This window comes from Natrarchaeobius halalkaliphilus, assembly GCF_003841485.1.
Taxonomy (GTDB): Archaea; Halobacteriota; Halobacteria; order Halobacteriales; family Natrialbaceae; genus Natrarchaeobius; species Natrarchaeobius halalkaliphilus.
Map to the genome: position 1 here is coordinate 119,915 of NZ_REFY01000004.1, position 21,367 is coordinate 141,281.

Consider the following 21,367-nt stretch of genomic DNA (forward strand, 5'->3'; position numbering starts at 1 on the left):
TCGAGAGCGAGACACATCGCTGTCGCTGCGGACGAAGCGGCACAAAAAAGGAACGTTCTGCAAGGCCGGCGTAAGCCGGTGGTTAGTTACCGATCAGTGCTGGCGGCGAAGCGCGAGCATCGCGGCTGCCAGCAGGGCAACGAGTGCGACTGCAACACCGAAGCCTGGAACACTGTCGTCGGAGTCGACTGGCTCGTCATCGGAGTCGTCGGTCTCGACTGGCTCATCGTCAGAGTCGTCGGTCTCGACTGGCTCGTCATCGGAGTCGTCGGTCTCTTCAGTGTCGTCGGTCTCTTCGTCAGTGTCGTCAGTCTCTTCTGGATCGTCGTCGGTTGCGAGCTCGTCGACGAAGAGCGCGTCGGCGTCGTCGACCGTGCTACCGCCAACACGGAAGTCGACTTCGCCTTCGTCGCCTTCGTCACGGTCGCTGAAGTCGACGGCGTTCGTCGTGAACGATCCGTCACTGTCGATCTCGGTGTCGTCGAGCGTGTGCAGGAAGCTTGGCGTGTCGCCAGCGTTCGTGATGCGGACGCTCGAGTCGGTGCCCGGCGCAACGTTCGTCTCGCCGGTGATTTCGAACTCGTCCGAGGTCTCGAGCTGGACGTAGTCGTCCTCGTCGAGGTTGTCGAACGTGACTTCAGGGTCGACGATCGTGAACTCGGTGCTCACGGACTGATCGGAGTCAGCTGGGAAGTACGGGTAGGCCGCTCCGTCGTGGCTGGAGCCAGCGCCACCGTTGTTCCACTCGTCGTCGAACTGGTAGCGGTCGTCGCTGTCCGTCTCGTACTCGAGTTCAGCGGTGAAGTCCATTCCGTCCGAGATGGAGCGGTCGAACGCGTCGCTGGAACTCGTGTCGATGACGATGTAGAGTTCGCCTGCGTCGTTGTCTGCGAGGACGAAGACGTCCTCGTCGTCAGCGTTCTCGAGGACGAGCGACGTTGGGTCCTGGTTACCCGTGGCGTCGTCGGCTTCGACCTCGAAGTTGATACCTTCGCCGTCGTTGTCGGTCAGTTCGTAGAGGGAGTCCGCTCCGAAGCCGTCCTCGAGAGCGCTCCAGTCGCCTTCTTCAGCGAGCAGTGCACCGTGGAGGCCGGTCGCTTCGGCCGTGATGACTAGCTGGTCGTCCTCAGCGATGTCCGAGCGCTCGGTGAGGAGGTCTCGGAGTTCGCCGAGGTCGTGTTCGTCAGCGTCGTCGGACGGTGCAACGTGCGTGCTGATCGAGTCGATGCCGGGCGTCGTCAGGTCGAGCGTGGCCAGGTCGAGCTCGTCGTCGAGCTCGGCCTCGCCGTCGCTGTTGACGATGAAGTGTCCGTTACCGTTGAGGGCGACGTCGTAGTCAGTCGCCTGCAGCGGACGGACGAGCTGGTCTTCTGGGTCGTCACCGTCCTGGATCAGATCGAGCTCCTCGAGGTACCACTCGAAGTCCTGGGCGGTTCCGTCGGTGTCCTCATCGTAGAACTCGGCGTCTTCGACTTCGTCGCCGCCGTCGTGGACGAGACTCTGGACGATGTCGTCTTCGGAGTGGAAGACGAGATCAGTGTCAGTGTCAGGTGCACCCGCGGTACGCGTGTTGACCTGGAAGGTCACTTCGTCGTTGTCGCTGTCGTCCTCGACGTAGAGGACGTCGAGGTAGCCAGCGTCTTCGTCACCGAACTGGATGTACGCGCTGTCGGTGTCATCGAGTTCGACGGTGAACTCGACGACGTCACCGGCGGACTGCGTGTAGACGCTCTGGTCGAACGCGGCGTCAACGTCCTCTTCGACGACTTCGATCGTCGCCGTGTCTTCGGCCGTCGAATCGACGACGTCGAACGTGAGGTCGTACTCGCCGGTATCGATGTCAGCGAAGTCGACTTCTTCCTCGAGATCGTTGATGTCGAGGAGAACGATCTGCTCTTCGTAGTCGTCCTCGGTGTCGTCGAAGAGCGCGGCGCTGAAGTCACCGAACCGGTGGTCGGGACCGGATTCAGTTGGTTCCAGATCCTCGTCAACCGAGGTGTTGTCCGTGCTTGGGTCGTCTCGGATGTTGTCGTAGATATCCTGGCCGTCCTCGACGAAGATGTTGAACAGTTCTTCGTCGTCGAGGTCGCCGTCAGCGTTGACGATTACCGAGTACGTTCCTCGGTTCGAGTCGATCTCGAGGTCAGTAACGCTGTCGTCGCCGTCGTTGACGATCTCGTCGTCGAACTCGGCGTCGAGGTCCTGCGTGGTGATCTCGAAGTAGGCGCTTTCGGCGTCGGACGCGACCGACGCTTCGCCGTCGTCAAACTCGATGGCCTCACTTCGGTCGCTCGCGTTAGTGATTACGTAGTCACCCGCGTCGAGGCCGTCGGTCTCGACGACCGCGTGACCGTCACCGTCGAGTGAGAACTCGTTTACGAGGCTTCCGATGTCGTTGTCGCCGTCGTACTCACGGATCTGTAAGTCGGCGCCGTCATCGACGCCATCGGTTTCTGTGATATTCAACTCCTGTCCCTGCCAGTAGGTCGATCCCGAGCTGAGATCGTCGTCAGTCGCCGTTGCCGCGCCGGCGAACGCAGCCGACATCGCGACGACGGAAAGGACCATAATCGCGGCCAGGAACACTGCACGTCCCTTTTCGCGAAGCGAAATTTCGCTTGTCATGTGTTGTGTTATTGTCGTGTTGGGTTGGTTTACGCGCTGTTCTGCGGAGGCAATCGCGGCTTACCTGCTTTGTGACTCGATGGTCGAATCATCGGTCTTTCGGGTAGGGGTACCCCATCGTACTAATCGTCTCGGTATAAGCTTTCTGTTAAACACTTCATTTGAGCTATGTGTAGTATAATCTCCTTACTTGACTCTAATATCCAATTACAGGGCCTGATACTAACAGGTAGGATCTAGTGACTGAGTGGATTCGATACACATATCAAATTTATAGTACTGGTCAGAAACGGATTCGGGTCCCGATTCGGTCGCTCGAGAAACGGAAAAAACATCCGGATTCGGCGGGGGACGGCGACGGAACTGGGCCGTCCGTTCTCGCAATCAGTCTCGATAGACCGTGCTCTCGAGGTAGGCCTCGAGTTCGGCCTGGACGTCCGCCGGCCACGCCGCGGAGTCGCTGGTGGCGCGGCGAAACAGCGCGCCGGAGACGATGGTGACGAGCATCGCCGCGACGCGTTCGGGATCGCACTCCTGGAAGTCCCCGCGATCGACGCCGGACTGGACGATTTCGACGACGTGACTCTCGAAGACGTCGTCGCTTCGGGTGAAGTGCTCCTGGTAGGCCTCGTCGTGGGTCGCCTGCAGTCGCAGTTCGACGAGCGTGGTCACGAACCGGTACCGGGTCGAAGACATCTCGTCGAGTCCCCAGTGGAGAAACGCCTCGAGACGGCGGCGCGAGTCGGTGATTTCGTCGTCGGTCATGCGCGCTTCGAACCGCTCGAGCATGAACGCGAGACACGCGAGGACGAGGTCGTCCTTGCTCTCGTAGTGGCGATAGACCAGCGAGGGGCTCTTTTCGAACTCCTCGCCGATGGCGCTGATCGTCAGGTCCGCGTACCCATGCGTGCGCAGTGCACGGTACGTCGCAGCGAGGATCTCCTCGCGCGTTCCGTCCGGCTCGTCGAAGAGGTCGGTGGCCACGGTACTCTCGAGAGTTGCGATGCGGATAGATAAAGGATGTGAATGAACGTTCAATCACAAAGCCTATGTGCTGGCTGACAAATCCCGTAGTAATGAGCGCTTACGCCCTCCCCGCGATTGGCACTCGAGGACGGAGTACCGACTGCGGTCATCGTGAGCCCCTCCGCGACGGTGGCTCGAGGTGTCGGTCGCGATGAACCGTGACGGACGGCTGGTGATCGCCGCCGTCGTTCTCGTCGCGATCGCGGCGATCGCAGCGGTCGGGATCGTCAGTGCGACGCAGGGCGTCGAACGCGGCGAGCCGAACATCGACGTCTATCTCTCCGATAACGAGGTACAGACCGGAACGACCGAAACGATCGAGATCGACGTCGGTAACGACGCGACGGTCGCCTCCGGATCGGGCGAGCAGGTGACGACCGCACGCGGCGTCAGCGTCGAGATTCAGGACGCGGGTCCGTTCGAGGCCAAAAGCGCCGAGCGAGCGATCGGTCCGATCCAGGACGGACAGGTGGCGACGGCTCCGATGGAGATCGACGTGCCCCGCGATATCGAACCCGGCGAACACACCGTCACCGTCAGGGTTCGATACGCCTACACGAACCGCGTCTCCGGCGGCGACGTCCAGCGACTGACCAAAAGCGAGCGCCACAGCGTCACCGTGGTCGTTCCCGACGAACCGCGCTTCGAGATCGACGACGTCGAGACGGACGTCGAGCCGGGCGGCAGCGGCGAGGCGACGATCGGCGTTCGAAACGTCGGCACCGAGACGGCCACCGATCTCAGGACCGCGATCTCGGGCGGGACCGGCATCTCGGTCGACGGCAGTACCGCGGAAGCGCCGGCCGAAGAGCTGCTGGGCGAGCTCGATCCGGGTCGTTCGACCGAGTTCACCGTCGACGTCGCGATCGAGGAGTCCGTCAGCGCGGGCGAAAAGCCGCTCCAGCTCGAGTTCACCTACCGGGACGAATCCGGAATCGAACGCCAGGGCGAGACCGAAACGGCGAGCCTCGTCCCCGCGTCGGAGCAGTCGTTCTCGATTTCGGACCTCGAGGACACCCTCTCGGTCGGCTACGACGGGGAGGTCACCGGCGAGCTCACGAACGACGGACCCCGGGCGGTCGACGACGCCGTCCTGATCGTCGAGCCGATGAGCGACTCGCTGTACGTCGAGGACACCCGATACGCCGTTCCCGAACTCGAGGCGGGCGAGTCGACGACGTTCCGGTATCCGACGGACGTCAGCGGACAGGCCGATCCGGGGCCGCGACAGCTTCGCTTTACCGTCGAGTACACGAGCGGGGATCGCTCGACGCTCACCGATGGACCGATCTCCGAACGCGTCGTCGTCGACGACGAACGGGACGAGTTCTCCCTCGAGACCGTCTCGGCGACGGTCGGTCAGGGCGAGACGAGCGATCTGGTCCTCGAGGTCACGAACGAGCGCCCGGAGACGCTCTCGAGCGTCGACGCGCGGTTGTACACCGATAGCCCGCTGGATACGACCAACGACGAGGCGTTCGTCCCCGAACTCGAGCCGGGCGAATCGGCCGAGATCCGCTTCGACGTGAGCGCAGCCGGCGATGCGTCGGCCGAACTCCACCCGGTCGAACTCGACTTCCAGTACGATACCGAACGCGGCGACACGGTCGTCTCGGACACCTATCTGCACCCGGTCGAAGTCGAGGCGGTCGAAGACGACGGCGGAACCAGTCTGGGTTCGATCCTGGTTCGAGGGATGGCCGTCCTCACGGTTGCCGGACTCGGAATCGGCTTCTGGTGGCGACGGCGGTAATCGGGATCGATGACCGACTTCGATCGTTCAGACGGCGGCGAGGACAGCGACCCGAGAGCCGACGGTTCCGACGCGAGCATCCGAGCCAACGGCGTCGCCACGGCGTCCGACGGGGACGGCGAGATATCCCCGGATGGAACGGACGCGGACTCGAGCCGATCGAACGACGGATCGTCGTCCGACGGCCGGTCCCGGTTGCCCGGTCTCGCGAGCGTCGGTACTGCCGTCTTCGATCGGATTGGCTCCTCGAGCGAGCCCGACGACGGTGGTCGCAAACAGGATCCGTTCACCCGGCGGGTTAATCCGCTCATTACGAATCGGCCCTGGACGGTCGTCGTCGTCTTCCTCCTCCTGACGGGCGTTTTCCTGGGTGGTGCCGTCCTCGGCGGCGGCGGACAGGAGGCCGGTGCCGATCAGTTCACGGAGGACACCGAGGCCCAGCAGGCGTTCGACGACATGCAGGAGAACTTCGGTGACGACGGCCGTGAGAGCGGCGGAACCACCGCTCAGCTGTTCGTCGAGGACGAGCGCAACGTCCTCTCGAAGCCGAACCTGTTGCGCATGCTCGAGTTTCAGGATCGGATCGAAACGAGGGACGACCTGCGGGTGTCCTCCTCGACGAGTCCGGCCTCGCTGACCGCCCAGCAGCTCGATCCGACCGCGGAGACGGCAGAAGAACAGTATCGCGTCGTCGACCGCGCCAGCCAACGGGAGATCGACGCCGCGATCGCGGAGGCCGACGACGCGGCGGGACTTCCCGTGAGCACGGATTTCACTCGAGAGTCGGCGTCGGCGACCGTCGCACAGATCGCGGTCACCTACGACACCGCGCCGCGGTCGGATACGAGTGACAACGCCCACCTCCAGTTCGAAACGCAGGACCTGGCGAACGAGATCGACGGCTTCGACACCGACGAGAACGTGGTCATCTTCGGCGATGCGATCCTCGACGAGGAGATCCTGCAGCTGCTTGGCGACACCGCGATCGTCGTCTTTCCCGCGGCGCTCGTCCTGATCATGATTTTCCTGACGATCGCCTACCGGGATCCGATCGATCTCGGGCTCGGGCTCGCCGCGCTCGTGATGACGCTGATCTGGACGTTCGGATTCATGGGCTTCGTCGGTATCCCGTTCTCGGACTCGCTGCTTACGGTCTTTCCGCTGTTGCTCGCCGTCGGCATCGACTTCGGGATTCACATCATCAACCGGTATCGGGAAGAACGGGAAACGGGTGCGGCGATCGGGGACGCGATGGGGATCACGACGGGACAGCTGACGACGGCCCTGTTGATCGTCACCATCACGACCGTCTTCAGCTTCGCCGCGAACGTCGTCAGCGAGATGACCCGCGACTTCGGGATCGTGGCCGCGTTCGGCATCATCTTTACCTTCCTCATATTCGGCGTCTTCTTACCCGCCGGAAAGGTCGGATTCGATCGCCTCCGCGAGGGGACTCGGTTCCCGAAGTTCGGATCCAGGCCGCTCGGAAACGAGGAATCGGTCCTCGGCCGCATCCTTCCAGTCGGCGTCGAAATCGCCCGCGTCGCCCCCGTGATCTTTCTCGTCGCGATACTCGTCGGCGGTGCCAGCGTCGCTGCCTACGGCACGGGTGTCGACACCGAATTCGACGAGGAAGCGTTCTTCCCGGACGAGGATCGCATCGAGCAGTACGAGTCGCTCCCCGGTCCGCTCGCACCGGGTGAGTACACGTTCATGCAGGTTCTCGACTACATGGAAGAGGACTTCGAACAGGGGATGGACGGGACGGTGACGGTGTATATCGACGACCGAAATCTCCGATCCGACGGTTCACTTCGGGAGATCGATCGATCGCTCCAGAACCCGTCGGACGCCTTCGAGGCGGACGGAAGGCAGGCGGACGCCGACTCCATCCTCGGCGTGATCGAGTCCCAGAAGGCGGCCGACCCGCAGTTCGCGGGAACCGTCGAGCGATACGACTCGAGCGGCGACGGGATTCCGGATCGGAACGTCGACGTCGTCTATGACGAACTGTTCGATTCCGACGCGGGCGACGAGGCTGCGGATCGACTGACGACCGACAGGAGCGCGTCGAGAATCGACGTTCGGGTCGACGTCGACGCCGAACAGGACGAAGCGGTTCACGCCGCCAGAGAGCTCGCGGCGGACATCCGCCTGGACGCGACGGCGACGGGCCAACTCGTCATCTTCGAATCCGTCGTCGAAGAGATCTCCGACTCGGCGCTCAGGAGCCTCTTCGCCGCCTTCGTGCTCACGGCGATGTTCCTCGTCCTCTCGTACTGGTGGCTCGAGGGACGGGCAATTTACGGCGTGCTCAACCTCGTTCCCGTCTTGCTCTCCGTCGCGTTGCTCGCCGGATCGATGCGCTACTTCGGCGTTCCGCTCAGCCCGATCAACGCGCCGATCCTCTCGGTGTCGATCGGACTCGGCGTCGACTACACGGTTCACTTCATGCACCGCTTCGTCGACGAGTACGAGAGCGGCAAGGAGGTCCACGACGCGTTGCTCGTCACCGTCCGGGGAACCGGCGGCGCACTCACCGGGAGTATGCTCACGACGGTCTGCGGTCTCGGCGTGTTGTATCTCGCGTTGATCCCGCTGATCATGGAGTTTGGCCTCTTGCTCGCCCTCGGGGTCTTTTACGCCTGGCTCTCCTCGATCCTCGTCCTCCCCTCGACGATCGTGGTCTGGGATCGCCTCGAGAACGGATACGAGCTACGCGACCGACTGCCGTGGGACGCAGACCGGTCGTAGCCGTCGACTCGTCCCGACGGGCTCATACGGTTTGCTGTGACTTTTAACCGGAGCGACCGCGAGCCATCCTGCGGTCGCTCCGGTAACGACTCACAGTAGACCGTATCAGAACGGAAACAGCGAATCCGCGTCCGGATCGCGTTCTAACAGTTCGATCTCGTGGCCGTCCTGATCGGTCGTAAAGGCGTACATGTCGTCGTTGCTCCCTGGATCGCGATACTCCGGCGCGTCACGCTCCATCAGTCGCTCCCAGTCCTCCTCGAGGTCGTCGACGCGGACGCAGAGGTGTCCCCAGGCGTCGCCCGTCTCGTAGCTCCGGCCGTCGTAGTTGTAGGTCAACTCGACGGACATCGCCTCCTCGGCCGCGTCTCGAGGCTCGACGAAGTAGTTCGCGAAGCTGTCGGATTCCCAGCGACCGACCTCGTCGTACTCGAACTTGCGCGTCCAGAAGCCGAGCGCCTCGTCGGCGTCCTCGACGCGGATCATGGTGTGATCGAGCGACCACAGCGCCCCCTCGTCGGGGTCGCGCTGGACGATTTCGATCTCGTGACCGTCGGGGTCTTTGACGAAGGCGTACCGACCGCCGCAGGACTCGGGGTCGCGATAGTCCTCGACGCCCTCGTCCATCAGCTGCTCGTAGTACGCCTCGAGTTCGCCCTCGGGAACGCGAACCGCGACGTGTCCCCAGGCGTCCCCGACCGCGAGTTCGTCGGTTCCCTCGTTGTGAGTCAACTCGAGCAGCGCGCCCTCCTCGTGCATCTCTTCGGGGCCGAGGTAGACGATGGTGAAGCCGTCGCCCTCGTGGCGGTCTTTCTCCTCGTACTCGAGGTGGCTCTCGTACCACTCGAGTGAGTCCTCGAGGTTCGAGACGCGGACCATGACGTGATCGAGCGTTCCGTCCATGGGTGTGTCCACGAGAACTCGAATCAAAAGCGTGGCGGAGCCGGGTATCTCAACCTGAACCGGCCCGTCCAACTCGAGGCGCTCGACGGCTCCCGCGATATCGAACCGACGGTCGAGCCCGTCAGCGCGGCTCGAGTCCGACGCCCTCGGCCAGAAGTTCGTGCGAACGAAGCGCGTGATCGTGATCGGCGACGACGTGCTTGATCATCACTTCGTCGACGCCGACGCGGCCGGCGAGTTGCTCGAGCAGCCCCGCGAGCGTGTCCGGGTCTCCGGAGATCGTCTGTGGCCACTCGTCGGGACCGAGCGTGGCGGGCGTCGGCTCGGGAACGCCGCCGAGTTCGTCGACGGCCTCCTCGACGGACGGAATGCCCTCGAGAGCGCCGCGTTGCAGTCGCCTGTAGAACGCCTCGGAAACCGCCCGTCGTCGCGCGGCCTCCTCGTCGGTCTCCGCACAGATCGCGTCTACCGCGATCATTCCGTGGGGTTCGTCGACGCTACCGGCCAGCTCCGTCGACCGGAACTGGTCGCGGTATTCCTCGAACGCGTTCGCGGCGAACTGCGGCCGGATAAACGCCGCGAAACAGTACCGCAAGCCGAGTTTGCCAGCGATCGCCGCGCTCGACGGCCCCGATCCGAGCACCCACGGGACCGGCGCGGACTCGCTCGAGCGCGGGATCTCCAGGTCGCCGTAGTCGTGGCCGTCGGGGTAATCGTCGAAGAGGTGATTCACGACCGCCGTGATCTTCTCGGCGTGGTCCTCGTCGGGGTTCTGGACGTGACGCTCCGTCTCGAGGGCGCGGTCGGCGGCCGGCGACCCGTTCGCCCGGCCGAGCCCCGCGTCGATTCGACCCGGTGCGAGTGCGTCCAGCGCGCCGAACACCTCCGCGACCTTGAACGGGCTGTAGTGGTTGAGCAGTACCGCCCCCGAGCCGATCCGGATCGAGTCGGTTTCGGCGGCGAGGTGGCCGAGCAGTACCTCGGGCGTCGTTCCGGCGTTGATGTCCGCCGTGCCGTGGTGCTCGGCCACCCAGAATCGGGAGTAACCGAGGCGTTCGGCCTGTTGTGCGGACTCGACGGTGTTCGCGTAGGCATCGGCTGCGGTACCGTCGTCTGGAACCGGCGAGAGGTCGACAGCGGAGAGCTCCATACACCCGGATTGGGGGACTCCAAGAGATAATGGTTTGGCTCTGCCGTCCGGGATGCCGGTTCGACTCCACTGGCGGGGACGACCGACCGACTCCGTCGTCGGCCACGGCGGATCGGCTAGGGGATCGATCGAGAGACCCGGATAAATCTAGCGGGGCCGGCCCGCCGGAGGTCACCGACGGAGAATCAGCTTCAGCACGTCCTCGTCCTCGAGGACGTGATCGGTGCCGACCTGTTGTTCGTCGTGGGTCGCGCTGGGACCGGTGACGCGGGCGAAGCGAAACCGTTCTTCCATCTCGCCGCCGAGGTTCTCGATCGCCTCCCCGACGGTCGACCCCGTCTCGATGACGAGCGGTTCCTCCCAGTCGATCCCGCGGCTGGGTTTGTTCATGTACACCCGAATAAGCCCCAGATTCTCCCAGAGCCGATCTTTGAGCGCGTCGAGGCCGCGTTCTTTTTCGGCGCTGATGAACGTCACCTCGTCGGGATCGAGGTCGCGGTCGCGCAGCTGGTCGTCGACCGTCTCCTTGTACTCCGGCTCGATCAGGTCGACTTTGTTGACGCAGGTGATCGAGGGGATGTACTCGCGATTTTCCATCAGGCCGTCGATCAGCCGGTCGATGGTCACCGTCTCCTGGAGGTTCAAAACGGCGTTGACGTAGCCGTGTTCGCGGAGCACGTCCGAAATCGTCTCCTCGTCTAGATCCTGATCGGCGCTCGAGGTGATCTTGATGCCGTCTTTGATCTTCGGCCGGACGGTAACCCGGGGCGGCTCGCGGTCGACGCGGATGTTGATGTCGTAGAGCTCCTCCTGGAGCCGGTCGTACTGGTCGATCTCGAACACCGAGAGGACGAAGACGATCAGGTCAGCGTTTCGGACGACTGCGAGGACCTGCTGGCCGTCGCCCCGGCCGCTGGCTGCGCCTTCGATCAGCCCGGGCACGTCGAGCATCTGAATGTTCGCCCCGCGGTGGCTGAGCATTCCGGGATTGACGTCGAGCGTCGTGAACTCGTAGGAGCCGATCTCGCTTTCGGCGTTGGTCAGCGAGTTCAACAGCGACGACTTTCCGACGCTCGGAAAGCCAACCAGCGCGACCGTCGCATCGCCGTGTTTCTCGACGGAGTAACCGCCTCCACCCCCCGACGAACTCTGGTTCTGGAGTTTCTCTTTTTTATCCGCAAGCTTCGACTTCAGCCGGCCGATGTGGGCCTCCGTCGACTTGTTGTAGGGCGTGTTGGCGATTTCCTCCTCGATTGCATCGATCTCCTCCTCGAGCCCCATTTGTCTGTATCCAGCCGTCCGCGCGGAAAAACACTTTCCATGCGACCCCGCGGCGACGCGAGTCGCAGGGGGAAACCCGAGCAGTAACGCCGCCTCGAGCGGGAGCGATCCGAGAATCGTCGGATGCCGCAGTCGGGAAGTCGCCCGGACTTATGTCGTCTCGGGACGACGACGGGGTATGGAGATCGAGCTTCGGTTCTTCGCGACCTTTCGCGACGCCGTCGGGCAGAAGGAACGAACGGGAACGTTCGAGGACGGTGAGACCGTCGGGGACGTTCTCTCGAGTCTCGAATCGGAGTACGAGGGACTCGAGGGGCAGCTGATCGAGAACGGGGCGGTTCGGGATCAACTGAGCGTGTTGAAAAACGGTCGTGACGTGGTGCACATGGCGGGAACCGAGACCACGCTCGAGGACGGCGACGTGCTGTCGGTGTTCCCACCGGTCGCGGGCGGCTGCGTTTCGAGAGGGATATAGGCGCTCTCGCCGTTCGAACCGTCGTGGTCGAGAGAGACGGAACCGGACTCGACGAGGACGGAGGGGCGGAAGACGTCGGTCTCGGTAGAGACGATGAGACGGGCGATGGCGGTCCCGAGAAGCCGGACGCACACCGCGAGCAGCCGGTCGACGCGAACCGAGAGCCCGTCACGTTCGGTCTCGAGGGTCTTCGAACGGGGTTTTTGACGGCGACACCGGTCGCGCTCGGGGTCGGCGGATACGGGATCGCCTTCGGGGTGCTTGCCCACCAGGCCGGCCTGAGCGTGGCCGAGGCGGCACTGATGAGCGCGACCGTGCTCGCGGGAGCCTCGCAGATCGTCGCCGTCGAACTCTGGGCGGATCCGATTCCGGCCGCGACGATCGTGTTCACCGTCTTCGCGATCAACCTCCGGTACTCGTTGATGGGTGCCGCCTTGCAGCCGTGGTTTCAGCACCTCTCACCGAAGCAGATCTACGGGAGTCTGGTCGTCATGGCCGACGAAAACTGGGCGCTGACGATGCGCGAGCTGGCCTCCGGGAGCGGACGGGGCGCGTTCCTTCTGGGAAGCGGGATCGCGATGTGGCTCTGTTGGGTCGCCTCGACGGTTCTCGGAACGATCGCCGGTAGCGCCGTCGGCGATCCGGCCAGGTACGGCTTCGATTTCGTTCTCGCCGCCGTTTTCGTCGCGCTCGCGGTCGAACTCTGGGACGGACGGTCGTCGCTTCACCCCTGGCTCGTCGCGCTCGTCGTTTCCGTCCTCGCGGCCCAGACGATTCCTGGCCGGTGGTATATCCTGCTCGGTGGACTCGCCGCGGCCGCGCTCGAGGTGATCCGGTTTGACGGCTGAGTCGCTGTCGCTCGATCCCGTCGTGGTCGGCGTCGTCCTGGCGATGGCCGTCGTCACGGCGGTGACGAAAGTCGGCGGAATCTGGCTCGTGCGCCGCGTCGAGGTGAGCGAGCGACTCGAGGCCGGACTGTCGGTGTTGCCGGGCGCGATCGTGATCGCGATCCTGGCCCCGGAACTCACGGCGGGAGGTCCCGCGGAGTGGGGGGCTGCCGGCGTCGTTCTGATCGTCATGTGGCGAACCGAGAGCATTCTGCTGGCGCTGTGTGCCGGCGTGCTCGGCGTGGTCCTCTTTCGAGCCGTCGTCTGACCTGCGGCCGCGGTGTCGGTCTCGACCGAACGCGCTTTTATCGGTCCAGCGCCCGAACCGGGGGTATGGAACCGTCGACGCGTATCGAACGGTCCTTCCGAGGGATCTCGGAGCGACTCGCGATCCGGTATCTCCGAAATTTAGGCGGCGAACGGATCGACGACGACGTCGTCGAAGGAGCGGACTGGCGGGCGACGGTCTCGTCCGAATCGGTCACCGTCGGTCCGACGCTGTCGCTCACCGAGGTGACCGTAACGTTCGAGGGAACCGACGACGACCTCGAGTCGCTCGTCGAGCGCTTTGCACGGAAGGCGATGCGCGCGGGTGGCTGAGATGGCCGCCAATCCGATCGACGGCCAGATACTGCTTCTCACCGCCGCGAAAGCGAGCGTCCCGCCGGTGAGATTACCGGATATAGTCGAGGTCGGGCAGGCGCACCTGTGGTCGAACCGCGAACGGTACCGCCGCGAGTACGAACGCGTCCATCGGGGCGACGAACTCGAGGCGTTTCTGGTGCCCGACGATCACTGGGACGGACTCGGAACCGAACTGGATCTCGACGACCGGGAGCGCTCGGCCGTCCGTCGCGCACATCAAGAACAGTTCCGCCGACTCGGCCGTCGAACCGACCAGGAGGAGGCGTTCGAAACCGCCCTCGAGATCCGCGATGCGGTACTCATCGCGATCGAATAACGGCGGTCCGCGATCGCGGCGAACCGACTCCCGACGGGCATATCGAAGAGTCCCGTCGGCCTGACACGAACTCGAGCGCCGGGATGGCAACTATAAAGAGACCGTTTCCCCTTTTGCAAGCCATCGAGACGATGGCTATCAACCAGGAAGTCGAAATGACCGACGCCGAGATCGACGAGTTCCTCGGACGGAACGAAACCGGGGTGCTGTCGCTCGCGCGATCGGACGATCCGTACGCGATTCCGATCTCGTACGGATACGACGCGAGCGAGCGTGCGATCTATCTGCGGTTGGTCTCGACGGCAGAAAGCGAAAAGCGCGACTTTCTCGACTCGGAACCCGACGCGCGTCTCGTCGTCTACGACGAGGCGCAATCGACCTATCGAAGCGTAATCGCAACGGGAGCGCTCTGTAACATTCCCCCGTCCGAACTGACGCCGAACGAGATCGCTCAGTACGGGCAGGCGAAACGGCCGCTGTTCGAGATCTGGGCGCAGGGAACGGACGAACTCGACATCGAGTTGTACCGGCTCGCGCCGGTCTCGCTCGAGGGCCGCCGGACCGACGTCGAACGCGAGGAATAAGATCGGAGTTCGCTCACGACGTCGACTGAGTTTCCGCGAACGCCGACGAGGTGACCGATGCGCCACAAACCGGACAGCCGTGTGTCAACGTGGCCTCCCGCATCGACTCGTTGACCTCGATTTCCTGGCCGCATTCCGGGCACGTAAATTGGTGTCTACTCATGGCGGGGTTCGTCTCGTACGTTTGAACGGTACCTGACTACGCTACTAGCTGTGCGATCGGTATATATAGGGTTGCGGTTCGATGTCGAAATTGCGGAGGTTCCGAAGCTTTCTTTGAGATCGGATCACCTCGCGGCGGCGTTTCGTGCGGCCGTACCGATTACCGGTGCAACCGCAGCGGGTTGACGGTTGCTGCGGTACTGGCGGGTACGGATCGTCTCACTCGACGCCGGTGGACTCGCCGTCCAGAATCGCGTCGAGTAGCTTCGACTGCGCCGCCGCGAGGTGTTCGGCGAACGTCGCCCCCGTGATATCGAGTTCGGCCGCAACCTCGCCCGCGTTCGATCGCTTGGGATGATCGAAGTAGCCCATTCGGTGGGCCGTCTCGAGGACTTCTCGTTGGCGGTCGGTCAGCGTACTCCGGTCGACGAACACGAGGTTTCCAGCCGAGTGCTCCTGTTCGGACTGGAGCAGCCGTTTTACGTCGAGCGTCGGGTACTGTTCGATGAGTTCGCCGATAATCGACTGGAGTCCCTCCATATCGGGTGCGTGAAACGTCAGGTGAAGCGACGAGCCGCGGGCTCGAACCTCCGTCACCGGACAGTCGAAGCGCTCGACCGATTCGCAGGGACATCCTCGGCCGAGCTCGCGATCGAACCGGTAGACGGCACTCGAGCCGTACGAAAAGATCGTCGAGAGGTCCGCCTCGACGTCGACCTCGTCCGGAGCCGTCTCCGCCTCGAGGACGAACTCCTCGGTGACGCGATCACACGCGACCGGGTTCGTACTCTTCGAGACCGAGTGGACGTTCCCGTCCGTTTCGCCGGCGACCGCCGTCACGACGCAATTCGGCGGGTCGTCGATCGTCACCTCCGCACGAATCCCCGAAGCCATCGCCTCGTGAATGGTGGCTCCGATCAGGTAAACCCTCCGTCCGCTCGATCGCCAGGTTCGGTCACGCGCGGTGCGAGCTGTCGGTACTCGACCGATCGGCCGACGTTCCGGACGCGGAAATAGTCGACCCGATATAAACCACCCTGTATTTAGTGGGATTCGTTTGGTGGAGCGGCGGTCGGTACTAGCGAGTGAACGATGTCTGCGACGAACCCCAACGCGACGCGAGGATGTCCGAGCGACGACTCCCCTATCGATCCCCTGGCCGTACTGGGCGCACTGGACGACGACGCGTGTCGAGCGATCCTCGAGGCGACGAGCGACGAATCGCTGACCGCGACGGAGCTTTCGGACCGCTGTGACATTCCGGCGTCGACGGCCTATCGAAAGGTCGAGAAACTGGCCGACGCCGGTCTCGTCGAGGAACGGGTTCGGATCAACACCTCCGGAAAACACGCGACCGAGTACCGAAAGTCGTTCGACGACGTCGTCGTCTCGGTCGCGGACGGCGAAAGTATCGAAATCGAAATGACGAGCGCTACTGTCGAATCCGATGCGGCGTCGCCCGTCGCCGGCGACTGATACGGTCTTGCGCGTTCCGCGAGCCGCCTGCTGGTGACTGGGTCACTGGTTTTCTCTCCTGACGAGCCAGTCGACACCCGCGGCGACGGGTCGTCGGAGCGTCGCGTAGGCGATCGAAACCACGAGCATTCCGACGACGAGCACCTGAACCGTCCCGTCGAACACGAACAGCGCGGGCACCGCCAGTACTGCCGACAGCGCGAGGTCGCCGGGTGAGCCGTCGTAGCCGATCCACCGCCGAGGCTCGAGCCACTGGCCGTGATAGTGGCTGTACACCGCCCGGTTCGACCCCGCCTGCCAGGGTTTCAACTCGTGGCTGCCGCCGACGCAGTCGGCAACGGAGTGGCCGGCGGCCGCGAGGACGAAGACGGCCAGAGCGACGGTCGCGGGTCCGGGGACGACCACCGCGATCAACAGCGTCGGAACGGCGAGTGCCGAGTAATAGACGGGATAGTGGAGGGTCTTTCGGTGATCCGCGACGACGTCCAGGTCGGGAAAGAGACCGCCGAGTATCGCTGCGAACGCGGCGACGGCGGCGAACTGCGGGGCGATCAGCGCGACGATCGCCGCGAGCACGAGCCCCGCGAAAACGTGGGTCGTGGCCATCATGAGATCCGATACGAACGACGGTCGCATATGCTCGTCGGAACGCTCGCCGGCCGGAAACTCGAGTCCTGATCTTCGACTCCAGAGTCGGAGATCGTCGAAAAATCACGGCCGGTCATCGAACCACGAGACGGGTTCTTCCCGGCCGGTCCGTCGGAGGAATCGGGTTTAGTCGTCGCCGGGTGCGGCTGCACCGCTTTCGCCACTGACTCCCGTCCCGGGACCGATCTCGATGTCGAGGGCGTCGAGTTTCTCCTCGGGAACGACGCCGTCGACCCAGCCGCGGTGGTCGTAGTACTCGTCTTTCATCTCCTCGAGTTCGCAGTACTCGCCCTCGCTCGCTCCCTGGCCGGGGATGCCGCCTTCGAGGAAACGCTCGGGCAGCGAGTCGTCATCGCCGTCGAAGCCGGCCAGGTTGTTGTAGTAGCGCTCCAGATTGTAGATACGCTCGCCGGCCTCGAGTAAGTCGTCTTCGCTGACGTCCAGGCCGGTCATGCCGTTGTACTGGAGGACGTACTCCTCGATCCCCTCTGCGAAGGCGTTGAACTTGCAGATGTCGAAGCTGTCGGATATGGCGTGGAGATCCTGGAACGCGGCGGTGAGCTCGCCTTTGCCCTCCCACTCGTAGGGGTCGACCTTCTCGGGGATGCCGAGAATTTCGGCGGCGGGCGTGTATCCCCGAAGGTGACACGCCCCGCGGTTCGAGGTGGCGTAGGCGATTCCCATGCCTTTCATACAGCGCGGATCGTAGGCGGCGATCGTCTGACCCTTGACCGCGAGCGAGTTGTCGTGGGCCCCCTTCCGATCCGCAACTCGACGTGGTCCCTCGGCCAGCAGGTCCGCGAGGTCGTCCTCGCGGCGAGCGATGCGTTCGAGCATGTCGATCATCGTCTCGTGGTCGCCCCACTCCAGGTCCCCGACGCCCTCGAGTTTGCCCTCTTCGGTCATCTCCATGGCCATCGCCATCATGTTGCCCGCCTCGATCGTGTCGAGGCCCATGTCGTTGCACCGATCGATCATGAGGGCGACGGCGTCGCGGTCGGTGTGTCCCGAGTTCGGCCCGAGTGCGTAGGCCGACTCGTACTCGTAGGATTCCGTCCGAACGTTCATCTCCTCGCCTTTGTGCATCGCCTGTACCTCGACTTCCTTCTTGCAGGCGACCGGACAGGAGTGACATGTCGGTTCGTCGACGAGGATGTTCTCGCGGACGTTCTCGCCGGAGACGCGTTCGGCGTCGATGTCGACGCCCTCGGCCTCGCGCATACTCCTGGTCGACGTGTACCTCCCGTTTTTCGTCGGGAGTCCGTCCATCTCCTCACCGATGTTCATCAACACGTTGGTGCCGTACATCGAGAGGCCGCCCTCGTTCGGTGCCGTGACGTCCGACTCCTGGATGGCCGTCATGGCCTGCTGGTGGCCCTCTTTGAACGTCTCCGGATCGGCGGGCTTTGGCATCTTCGTCGAGGACTTGACGACGATCGCTTTGAGGTTCTTCGACCCCATCACACAGCCCGTTCCGCCGCGTCCCGACGCTCGATCGTCTTCGTTGATGATACAGGCGTACTTGACGCCGTTCTCGCCGCCGGGGCCGATCGCCATCAGCGAGAGGTTCTTGCCGTACGCGCCGTCGACTTCCTCCTCGAGTCGGTCGCGGGTCTCGTGGACGCCAGCCCCCCAGAGGTGTGAGGCGTCCCGAAGTTCGACCTCGCCGTCTTCGACGTAGGCGTAGACCGGCTCGTCGGCTTCGCCCTCGACGAGGAGCCCGTCGAACCCGGCCCACTTCAGTCGCGCACCGGACCAGCCGCCGTGATGGCTGTCGGTGACGGTGCCGGTCAGTGGCGACTTCGTACAGACGGCGATCCGGCCGCTCATCGTCACCTGGGTCCCCGACAGCGGCCCGTTCATGAACGCGAGTAGGTTCTCCGGACCGAGCGGATCGACATCGGCACCCTGTTCGAAGACGTACTTCACCCCGAGGCCGCGCGCACCGATGTACTTCCGTGCGTCCTCGTCGTCGATCGACTCGGAGTCGATCGACTCCTCGGAGAGGTCGATGCGTGCGACCGTGTCCTGGAATCCGCCGAGTTCTGTCATAGTAAATCGTTCGTCCTTAGATAAGGCATCCATCGTGTTATGCGTTCCCAATAGTAGGTAACCAGATGTAGTTACTACACCGGAACGGAATCCGACACGATATCGAGCCACCATATCTTGATCTCGAGGAAACTTCGAGCAACTTCGATCGGTAAGAATTGCTATTCGATAACTGATTGTACATTCTCGAATCGGATACTCTCATCGGCCACGACGACGACGGTCGGCTCACCCGTCACCAGAGAACACGACAGTAACGTACCGTCGTCCGCTACAAGAGCAGTGCAACGATCGCGAGGATGATGAAGATCAACACGAAGATCCGTGCGATCTCCATCGAGATTCCGGCGACGCCGCGGGCACCCACGGCGGCGGCGATGATCGCGAGTACGAAAAAGACGATCGCCCAGTACAGGAAGCCGCCACCACCGAGTTGCATCGGAGTCGTGAACTCGAACATGGCGTTCGCTATCACGACCGATCGGATAAACGCCCACGACCGTCAAGCGCGGTTCACGCCCGTAACCGCAGCCTACACGTCGAATACGGTGACGTTCACCGGTGAGCGTCCGGTCGTCGTCGGGTCGTGTCGTCGGTACAGCCGATCGGGTCGAACAGTGTGCGGTTCGGTCGGTTCCACGACGACGCTCGAGCCGGCGGTCGCCAGGGCCGACGGATCTCAGTCGTCATCGAAGAGCGCCCGGCAGAGTTTCGCTTCCGCCGATCTGAGGTGTTCGTGAAAGGTCGGTCGGGAAACGTCGAGCGTCTCCGCGAGTTCCTCACCCGTCACCGGGCGAGGCCACTCGAAGTATCCGCCCAGATACGCCCGCTGGAGAACGGCGAACTGTCGGTCGGTCAACGAGGCCTCGATTCGAGCCGCGAACTCGCCCCGGGTCTCGTCGTCTCGCTCCCGGTGGCGAACCGAGAAGACGTCCGCTCGATCGTACCGGTTCTCGATCGTCGAGACGAGCGATCGAACGTTCGCTGATCGCGGGATCTCGAGCGTGACGCGGGCCGTCCCGTCCTCACAGTCGATGGACTGGACGCGAACGCCGCGTTCGGAGAGCCAGCCGACGAGGTCGTCCCCGCCGCTGAGTTCGATCAGGCATTCGTCCTCGCGTTCGAGGAGGAGCCGACAGCTCGCGTCGGTGCGTTCGTCGGTCGCGGCGGTGATCGTCTCGGCGTCCGCTCCGGTGGCGGTAAACAGCGACGCGGTCTCGTCGTCGGTCCGGTGGACCGATCGACTGTACTCGAGTCGACAGTCGGCCTCCCGAGAGAGTACCGCGGGAACGAGCGCTGGATCGGAGAGTTCGAGTTCGACGGCGACGACGGCGTCGGTCTCGAGCACCCGGCTGGTTTCACGGGCGTTGATCCCGCTGGCGACCGTTCGGGCGAGTGCCGAGAGAATAACGGCTTCCCGATCGTCGACGTCGCGGTCGCGATCCAGTCGAACAGCCATGACGCCGTACTCGATCTCGTTCGCGAACAGGGGGAACGTCGCCGTCGTCGCGCCGTCGACGGTATCGATGACGACGGTTCCGTCCGAGAGCGTCTCCACCGCGGGATGGCCGTCGTCGATGGGAGAGCCCTCGGTCCGTCCGCGATTCCCCGCACTCGTTCGAACGTCGATCGCCCCGGTGGCGGGGTTCGGTTCACCGATCCAGACACCGTCGTAGGCGGACTCCTCGACGATTCGTTCACAGACCGATCGCTCGAGTTCCGCGCGGCTGGTCGATCCCGCGACCGACGCGGTGACGTCCTGGACGAGACCTTCGACCCGATCGAGGGTGTACTCGAGTTCCTCGGTTCGGCGCTCGAGTTCGTGCTCGGCCTCTTTGCGGGCGGTAACGTCGTTCTGAAACCCCACGTAGTTGGTGACGGTCCCGCGTTCGTCGCGTACGGGTGCGATGGTAACCTCGTTCCAGAACGACGATCCGTCCTTGCGGTAGTTCTTCAGCTCGACGGTGACGGGTCGGTCCTCCGCGATGGCTGCAGCCATCTCCGCGACGGCCTTCTCGTCCGAGTCGGGGCCCTGAAGGAACCGGCAGTTTCGACCCACCACCTCGTCGTACTCGTAGCCGGTGATGTCGCGATAAGCGTCGTTGCTGTAAACCAGCGGGTTATCCTCGCGGTCGGGGTCGGAAATCGTGATCCCGACCGGTGCCTCGTTGATCGCGCGTTCTTTGAGCGCGTGATCGTCCGACAGCGACTCACTCGCGTCGCTCGAGTCGAACGTGACCGTCGCACCGTCGGCGGCGCGGTGAATCCGCGCGAGGTCCGGTTCGCACTCGAGTTCGACCCGCCTCGCGGTTCCGACCGTCGTCTCGTCGATCGCCCGCTCGAGTCGCTCCCACGATGCGAGCGTGGCGGCCCCGCACGGCTCATCGGGAAGCGAAAACGCGTTTCGCGCCGCTGCGTTGGCGTACTCGATCCGGCCGTCGCTGACGAATACGACGGGATCGACGACGGACTCGAGTGCGGCCACCGCGGAGCCGCGATCGTCTCCGCCGATGCGATTCGGTGGCTCGATGTCCTCCATGAGGGTCCGTTCGATTGGAACATCAAAGAATCCGGTGGTCGACGGGACACCCGGGCAGGAATTCCGGCAGCTGGCAGAGCTGACAACTCGA

The 21,367-nt window shown here is 63.7% G+C and carries 20 protein-coding genes; 9 read left to right on the forward strand and 11 right to left on the reverse strand.

Features of this window, described 5'->3' with window-relative positions; translation table 11 throughout:
* Positions 1-93: 93 nt before the first annotated feature.
* Both EA462_RS10695 and EA462_RS10700 read right to left on the reverse strand, forming a co-directional pair.
* Positions 94-2,625 carry a BGTF surface domain-containing protein gene (locus tag EA462_RS10695; RefSeq protein WP_124178567.1) on the reverse strand — a complete coding sequence of 844 codons (2,532 nt, stop codon included), beginning with the start codon at positions 2,623-2,625 and terminating at the stop codon, positions 94-96.
* A 384-nt stretch (positions 2,626-3,009) separates the two neighbouring features.
* The gene (locus EA462_RS10700) at positions 3,010-3,609 is read right to left on the reverse strand and encodes a TetR/AcrR family transcriptional regulator (protein WP_124178568.1); all 600 of its coding nucleotides are present in this window, start codon (positions 3,607-3,609) and stop codon (positions 3,010-3,012) included.
* Between the two features lie 193 nt (positions 3,610-3,802).
* Here EA462_RS10700 and EA462_RS10705 point away from each other — a divergent pair, with 193 nt between their 5' ends.
* Both EA462_RS10705 and EA462_RS10710 read left to right on the forward strand, forming a co-directional pair.
* Positions 3,803-5,404: a COG1361 S-layer family protein gene (locus EA462_RS10705; RefSeq protein WP_124178569.1), complete on the forward strand. Its 1,602-nt coding sequence runs from the start codon at positions 3,803-3,805 to the stop codon at positions 5,402-5,404.
* A gap of 9 nt (positions 5,405-5,413) precedes the next feature.
* On the forward strand, positions 5,414-8,158 hold the full coding sequence (locus tag EA462_RS10710) for an efflux RND transporter permease subunit (protein ID WP_124178570.1): 2,745 nt from the start codon (positions 5,414-5,416) through the stop codon (positions 8,156-8,158).
* 105 nt (positions 8,159-8,263) lie between these two features.
* Here the strand turns inward: EA462_RS10710 and EA462_RS10715 are convergent, their stop codons facing one another.
* From EA462_RS10715 to EA462_RS10725, 3 genes are all read right to left on the reverse strand, one after another.
* Positions 8,264-9,061: a VOC family protein gene (locus tag EA462_RS10715; RefSeq protein WP_124178571.1), complete on the reverse strand. Its 798-nt coding sequence runs from the start codon at positions 9,059-9,061 to the stop codon at positions 8,264-8,266.
* 121 nt (positions 9,062-9,182) lie between these two features.
* Positions 9,183-10,211 carry an LLM class flavin-dependent oxidoreductase gene (locus tag EA462_RS10720; RefSeq protein ID WP_124178572.1) on the reverse strand — a complete coding sequence of 343 codons (1,029 nt, stop codon included), beginning with the start codon at positions 10,209-10,211 and terminating at the stop codon, positions 9,183-9,185.
* A gap of 171 nt (positions 10,212-10,382) precedes the next feature.
* A complete protein-coding gene (locus EA462_RS10725; RefSeq protein WP_124178573.1) occupies positions 10,383-11,492 on the reverse strand; it encodes an OBG GTPase family GTP-binding protein in 1,110 nt (369 codons plus the stop codon).
* A 178-nt stretch (positions 11,493-11,670) separates the two neighbouring features.
* On the opposite strand from EA462_RS10725, the gene EA462_RS10730 reads away from it, so the two are divergent.
* From EA462_RS10730 to EA462_RS10755, 6 genes are all read left to right on the forward strand, one after another.
* Positions 11,671-11,967 (forward strand): ubiquitin-like small modifier protein 1, encoded by a 297-nt coding sequence (locus tag EA462_RS10730; protein ID WP_124178574.1) that lies wholly within the window; start codon positions 11,671-11,673, stop codon positions 11,965-11,967.
* Positions 11,968-11,990: 23 nt separating this feature from the next.
* Positions 11,991-12,815 carry an AzlC family ABC transporter permease gene (locus EA462_RS10735; protein ID WP_207891653.1) on the forward strand — a complete coding sequence of 275 codons (825 nt, stop codon included), beginning with the start codon at positions 11,991-11,993 and terminating at the stop codon, positions 12,813-12,815.
* Positions 12,805-13,122, forward strand: coding sequence for an AzlD family protein (locus EA462_RS10740; protein WP_124178576.1), 318 nt, complete (start codon positions 12,805-12,807; stop codon positions 13,120-13,122). The genes EA462_RS10735 and EA462_RS10740 overlap by 11 nt, the downstream gene beginning before the upstream one ends.
* A 65-nt stretch (positions 13,123-13,187) precedes the next feature.
* Positions 13,188-13,454: a hypothetical protein gene (locus EA462_RS10745; RefSeq protein ID WP_124178577.1), complete on the forward strand. Its 267-nt coding sequence runs from the start codon at positions 13,188-13,190 to the stop codon at positions 13,452-13,454.
* A 1-nt stretch (position 13,455) separates the two neighbouring features.
* Complete coding sequence (locus tag EA462_RS10750) at positions 13,456-13,815, forward strand: hypothetical protein (RefSeq protein WP_124178578.1); 360 nt, start codon at positions 13,456-13,458, stop codon at positions 13,813-13,815.
* A gap of 131 nt (positions 13,816-13,946) precedes the next feature.
* A complete protein-coding gene (locus tag EA462_RS10755) occupies positions 13,947-14,399 on the forward strand; it encodes a pyridoxamine 5'-phosphate oxidase family protein (RefSeq protein WP_124178956.1) in 453 nt (150 codons plus the stop codon).
* A 13-nt stretch (positions 14,400-14,412) separates the two neighbouring features.
* On the opposite strand, the gene EA462_RS10760 is transcribed toward EA462_RS10755, so the two are convergent.
* Both EA462_RS10760 and EA462_RS10765 read right to left on the reverse strand, forming a co-directional pair.
* Positions 14,413-14,562: a DUF7560 family zinc ribbon protein gene (locus EA462_RS10760; RefSeq protein ID WP_124178579.1), complete on the reverse strand. Its 150-nt coding sequence runs from the start codon at positions 14,560-14,562 to the stop codon at positions 14,413-14,415.
* A 218-nt stretch (positions 14,563-14,780) separates the two neighbouring features.
* A complete protein-coding gene (locus EA462_RS10765; RefSeq protein WP_124178580.1) occupies positions 14,781-15,455 on the reverse strand; it encodes a helix-turn-helix domain-containing protein in 675 nt (224 codons plus the stop codon).
* Between the two features lie 198 nt (positions 15,456-15,653).
* Between EA462_RS10765 and EA462_RS10770 the strand changes: the two genes are divergently transcribed.
* Positions 15,654-16,037 carry a winged helix-turn-helix domain-containing protein gene (locus EA462_RS10770; protein ID WP_124178581.1) on the forward strand — a complete coding sequence of 128 codons (384 nt, stop codon included), beginning with the start codon at positions 15,654-15,656 and terminating at the stop codon, positions 16,035-16,037.
* Between the two features lie 42 nt (positions 16,038-16,079).
* Here EA462_RS10770 and EA462_RS10775 read toward each other — a convergent pair whose 3' ends face one another.
* The 4 genes from EA462_RS10775 to EA462_RS10790 all read right to left on the reverse strand — a co-directional run bounded on the left by EA462_RS10775 (position 16,080) and on the right by EA462_RS10790 (position 21,276).
* Positions 16,080-16,646: a metal-dependent hydrolase gene (locus EA462_RS10775; protein WP_124178582.1), complete on the reverse strand. Its 567-nt coding sequence runs from the start codon at positions 16,644-16,646 to the stop codon at positions 16,080-16,082.
* A 165-nt stretch (positions 16,647-16,811) separates the two neighbouring features.
* A complete protein-coding gene (locus EA462_RS10780; protein WP_124178583.1) occupies positions 16,812-18,737 on the reverse strand; it encodes an aldehyde ferredoxin oxidoreductase family protein in 1,926 nt (641 codons plus the stop codon).
* Positions 18,738-19,008: 271 nt separating this feature from the next.
* Positions 19,009-19,197 (reverse strand): DUF1328 family protein, encoded by a 189-nt coding sequence (locus EA462_RS10785; RefSeq protein WP_124178584.1) that lies wholly within the window; start codon positions 19,195-19,197, stop codon positions 19,009-19,011.
* Positions 19,198-19,416: 219 nt separating this feature from the next.
* A complete protein-coding gene (locus tag EA462_RS10790) occupies positions 19,417-21,276 on the reverse strand; it encodes a bacterio-opsin activator domain-containing protein (protein ID WP_124178585.1) in 1,860 nt (619 codons plus the stop codon).
* Positions 21,277-21,367: the final 91 nt, after the last annotated feature.

Bases quoted from the DNA above. Each gene is read 5' to 3' on its own strand.
- EA462_RS10695 (WP_124178567.1), bottom strand. From the start codon at position 2,625: ATGACAAGCGAAATTTCGCTTCGCGAAAAGGGACGTGCAGTGTTCCTG.
- EA462_RS10705 (WP_124178569.1), top strand. From the start codon at position 3,803: ATGAACCGTGACGGACGGCTGGTGATCGCCGCCGTCGTTCTCGTCGCG.
- EA462_RS10710 (WP_124178570.1), top strand. From the start codon at position 5,414: ATGACCGACTTCGATCGTTCAGACGGCGGCGAGGACAGCGACCCGAGA.
- EA462_RS10715 (WP_124178571.1), bottom strand. From the start codon at position 9,061: ATGGACGGAACGCTCGATCACGTCATGGTCCGCGTCTCGAACCTCGAG.
- EA462_RS10720 (WP_124178572.1), bottom strand. From the start codon at position 10,211: ATGGAGCTCTCCGCTGTCGACCTCTCGCCGGTTCCAGACGACGGTACC.
- EA462_RS10725 (WP_124178573.1), bottom strand. From the start codon at position 11,492: ATGGGGCTCGAGGAGGAGATCGATGCAATCGAGGAGGAAATCGCCAAC.
- EA462_RS10730 (WP_124178574.1), top strand. From the start codon at position 11,671: ATGGAGATCGAGCTTCGGTTCTTCGCGACCTTTCGCGACGCCGTCGGG.
- EA462_RS10745 (WP_124178577.1), top strand. From the start codon at position 13,188: ATGGAACCGTCGACGCGTATCGAACGGTCCTTCCGAGGGATCTCGGAG.
- EA462_RS10750 (WP_124178578.1), top strand. From the start codon at position 13,456: ATGGCCGCCAATCCGATCGACGGCCAGATACTGCTTCTCACCGCCGCG.
- EA462_RS10755 (WP_124178956.1), top strand. From the start codon at position 13,947: ATGGCTATCAACCAGGAAGTCGAAATGACCGACGCCGAGATCGACGAG.
- EA462_RS10760 (WP_124178579.1), bottom strand. From the start codon at position 14,562: ATGAGTAGACACCAATTTACGTGCCCGGAATGCGGCCAGGAAATCGAG.
- EA462_RS10765 (WP_124178580.1), bottom strand. From the start codon at position 15,455: ATGGCTTCGGGGATTCGTGCGGAGGTGACGATCGACGACCCGCCGAAT.
- EA462_RS10770 (WP_124178581.1), top strand. From the start codon at position 15,654: ATGTCTGCGACGAACCCCAACGCGACGCGAGGATGTCCGAGCGACGAC.
- EA462_RS10775 (WP_124178582.1), bottom strand. From the start codon at position 16,646: ATGATGGCCACGACCCACGTTTTCGCGGGGCTCGTGCTCGCGGCGATC.
- EA462_RS10780 (WP_124178583.1), bottom strand. From the start codon at position 18,737: ATGACAGAACTCGGCGGATTCCAGGACACGGTCGCACGCATCGACCTC.
- EA462_RS10785 (WP_124178584.1), bottom strand. From the start codon at position 19,197: ATGTTCGAGTTCACGACTCCGATGCAACTCGGTGGTGGCGGCTTCCTG.
- EA462_RS10790 (WP_124178585.1), bottom strand. From the start codon at position 21,276: ATGGAGGACATCGAGCCACCGAATCGCATCGGCGGAGACGATCGCGGC.